Annotated in this window: 3 protein-coding genes and 1 pseudogene; all 4 read right to left on the minus strand. The window is 42.8% G+C overall.

The annotated features are described in order from the left end of the window. Window positions 1–1,802, minus strand: a pseudogene (locus Q7P41_RS01900) (hypothetical protein); the annotation flags it as partial. 31 nt (window positions 1,803–1,833) lie between these two features. Beyond that, entirely contained in the window at window positions 1,834–2,322 is a 489-nt protein-coding gene (locus tag Q7P41_RS01905; RefSeq protein WP_303881708.1) for a hypothetical protein, read from the minus strand. 175 nt (window positions 2,323–2,497) lie between these two features. After that, complete coding sequence (locus Q7P41_RS01910) at window positions 2,498–3,337, minus strand: thermonuclease family protein (RefSeq protein ID WP_303881710.1); 840 nt, start codon at window positions 3,335–3,337, stop codon at window positions 2,498–2,500. A 4-nt stretch (window positions 3,338–3,341) separates the two neighbouring features. After that, on the minus strand, window positions 3,342–3,788 hold the full coding sequence (locus Q7P41_RS01915; protein WP_303881711.1) for a PPC domain-containing DNA-binding protein: 447 nt from the start codon (window positions 3,786–3,788) through the stop codon (window positions 3,342–3,344). Window positions 3,789–3,865 lie beyond the last annotated feature (77 nt).

A 3,865-nucleotide genomic window follows, 5' to 3' on the forward strand; every position in this document is an offset into this window, starting at 1 on the left:
TTTTTGTCCAAAGGTTTCAAGCTTGTCGATCCGGAAAGATTGTTTGCCGACATGCCGTAGAAAGTGAGTTTGTTTGAATGAAAATCGAGCGCTAGTTCCGGAGAGCTCAAGGGACCCTTTAATGTCCATTGAGAAGAAACAACGCCTGCAAGATCGTAATTTGATAGTTGAGGGACAAGATGCTTTAAATTAGAAAGATTTAACCCGTCTACTCTGCCCTCTAAATTGAGCATGGCAGCCTTAGTTATATCAGTGATTTTACCGGCACCTTTTATGCTAGCGCCACGCCACGATGCGGAAAAAGCTTTCAAGCTCAGGGCATTATCTTTAAACTCAAAGTTCACGAAGGGCGATATAAGCTGTTCGTTTGCAAATACCAAGCCCTCTGACCAAGCCTTACCCGAGACTAAAAAAGAATGCATATCTTTAAGCGAACCGCTTATAGTCACCTCTCCCGAGGCATTTCCTTTGATGGGAAATTCCTTCAAAGAAGGCAAAACGGTTTTTGCCGTCTCAAGCGATGCATTTTGCCATGATAACAACACGTTTACAAATTGCCCTTTAGAAAGATCGATGTCACCCCTGGCTTTGAGAGGAGTTTTATTCCAGCGAGAAGAGGCCTCAAACTTCACTGTTTTGCCCTTTTCAATTCTCACGTTTGCCTCGACTTCTTCTAAAGTCTGGCCCATGACGGAAAGCTTCTTTGAGGAAAGAAGGGCATTGCCAGACAATTCCATTGCCATGCCCGAGAGCTTAACGTTGACTTTGCTGACAATGCCGGATATTTTTCCGCCCATTTGGGGGAAAGATTTCGCTATTAGGTTTAGATCTATGTCTTTACCCTCTAAATTGAGATCGAGATGAGGCGGCAAGTTTCTCAGGGACATGACGATATTGCCCTTTATAGCGCCATTTAGGATGTTGGCGTCGATGTCTTGAAAGCGGAGCTCATTTTTTGCGTATTTCCAGTTGGCCCCTGCTCTTTCAACAGGCAAGCCCACAAGCATACCTTGAGTAAAGGTTATATCGCCCATTCCTTGAACTTCGGGCAGTTTGCCGATTAACTTGATTTTGCCGCCCAGCTTTCCGGCCAGCAGCTGTTCCTTTAACGGAGGCCACAGGTTCTTTAACCGCTCTAGATCGAGGTTTTTAACTTTTCCCTCAAGATCTAGCTCGGGCGTTACGATACCGGAAAAAAAGATTTCTCCGTCGGCAATTTGCAGGCTCAAGTTTTCAATCTTGATCCCGTCTTTAATCAATATGGTAGCATTGCCTTTAGCTAGCACATCGTTGTAAGATGCATCTAATGTCGCCTTAATTGCGCTCATTTCGGGCTTTATTTCGATATTTCTTAAATCAATAGTGCCGAAGGGACCTTTTATTTCACTTGATTTAATGTTTATAGCCCCCAAAGGCAATTCTTCCTCTGTGCCCTTGGGCTCAAAGCTTTTTGCTAGCTCAACTATTTTGTCAAAATCAAAAAGCGCACCGTCCAAGACCACGGACTTTAGATATAACTTCCCACCGATTAAAGCTAGCAAACTGGGTTTGGCTTCCAATTGTTTTATTGAAAAGATTTCTTCATCTTCTTTGGATAGAGCCAGGTTCTTTAAAGTATATCCTTTTATGGGGTTGCCAGAGACCGCCTCTAAGGTCAAATCGACCCCCAGGGCGTCCTTTGCCGCCTTAGGCGCCATTTCCTTGACTATCCCCGTGCCTACATCAAAAATAGCGACGATTAGCACGAGAACAATTAGGATGGCGGCAATACCAACCAGTATATGTTTTCCTTTAACCTTCATTACCGATCATCACCTCGATGGAACAGCTCGTTTAAAATATCACGTTTTTTATCGAGATCATTATTTTTTTGCCCTTTTCGACTTTCACCTTAGGTCCGCTTAATTTTTCTCCATTTTTACCCACCTTTACTTTGACATTCTTGGGTTGTTCCCAGGGATCAAAGACAGCTTTTAGCTTTAAAAATTTAACCCAGTCATTATTTTTCCATTCCTTTGGAAGGTCTATCATTATGAAGAAATTTCCGGGAGTTATATTAACCTTTACATCATGGTCCTTTCCCTTGTCATTGTCTAGCTTCGGGATCGACACCTTTATATTAAGGGTAGATCCCGGCGGTAGGTCTGTCTCTCCGCGGATATGCAATTTGTGTCCTTTCAGGGACACCTCGTTAATGTCAAGCTTACCGAAGAGTTGATCGGCATATAGGCTAGTCGGGGGGATAAAAAACAAAAGCGATAACATGCAAAGTAAAAATATGGAAAGAAGACCCCTTTTTGTACTATATAATCTTTTAAGCATTGTCTGCCACCTCCATGGCGATATCTTACCACTCTTTTATTTCAACTTTATTTTAACCGATGCAATCTGGGAACACGGACAGTAATTTTACTCAATGCGCTTTTGCCTTGCAGTGATCATCTCTTGCTTTAATTCGTGGTTTGCGTGTCATACTGTCATATATAGCTTGACGACGCTATTTTTGGGATGTAACCAAATGGCACTGTTGTTTTGCGATTCCGATGATCTGAGCTGGATCGGATATTACAATCTCTGCCCCTAAAAAAGATGCGGTTATCTTGCCAACTACTTTTATCCGCTTCCCGGTCAAAGAGTCCTTAATTTTAAGTAAATGTTTGTTGTTATCGTAAATGACGAGGTAACATCGGCTGCCACTTTGTGACAATAACCACCTCGATCCGGACTTTTTGACTTCGTCTATCCTTATGTCGATGGTTACATAACTACCAGCCAAGTAGGGCAACTCAACATAGATTTGGCTTGGAGTAAATATCCTTTTTCGTGCCAGCTTCCAAAGGCCTAAGTTTTGGCCTCGCGCCCTTTTCGTTGCTTCCATTATGACCCCAAGATATTTCCCGTTAGGAGGGATGAAGTAAGGCAAAGCCAGCCCCTTCTCTACCAGTGCTTCATTGACCATTTTTTCCCCATTTTCAGTGCTTACCCACACGTAAGCAAGCAATCTGCCGTATTTATCCCTCTCTTCTTTGTCAAGTTCTATCCTAATCTTTTTATTTAAAAGGAGCGAAGAGTTAAAGATTTTGGCCTTCCTGGCAAGCTCTTCTTCCCCGCGACGTGGGTGGTGCATTTCGGGGGTATCAATCAATAAATATCTAATTGTCTCTTTTTTGCCTTGATTGGTTAACGTTACGATGGTATCACCGTCGACGATGTCGGTGACGAGAGCCTCTTTTTCTCCTAAGTTTAGGAATAACGAAAAAAGACTTATTAAAAAAGCGGCAAGGAGCACTTTTCGGACAAGGCCTTTTCTGCCCCCTGCCGCAAGAGGATTTCTCACGACTTTACTTTCCCTTCAGCTCCGGGAATAGCCTAAGCAGTCCCTCTCCTTCTTTGATCCGCTTCAGAGCTATGTTTGTTGGCAGTAAGAATACTAGTTCGTTGGCCTGGTGTACCGTGGCGCTGAACAAATGGCCTCCAACGGTATTTAAATCTGAATCGCCGAGTATTACATGAAAGTGCATGTGGATTTCCCCGTCCTCTTTTTCGTTAACCGATCCTGTCATGGAAAGAAGTTCCATCGGTTCGCTGAAAACTTTCTTTTTGTATTCTTCTCCGCTAAACCATCCTATCTCAACATCTTTCATCATTCCTACCGAAGAAACCAAGACTGCTGATTCTATTCCCTCGTTTTTCAAAATAGCTGTAAGTTCTTTAAAAAAATCATCATCCTCTTTCAGGCGTACTATTAGATAATTTTTGTCCCGAGCGTAAATGTTTTTACAAGACATGACGGTCTCCCCCTTCTTTGTGCTCTTTGCGTTACATTATGTTATCATGAAATTCCATGGCAAAATCTTCGACCTGG

The sequence above is a fragment of the Acetomicrobium mobile genome (genome assembly GCF_937920065.1).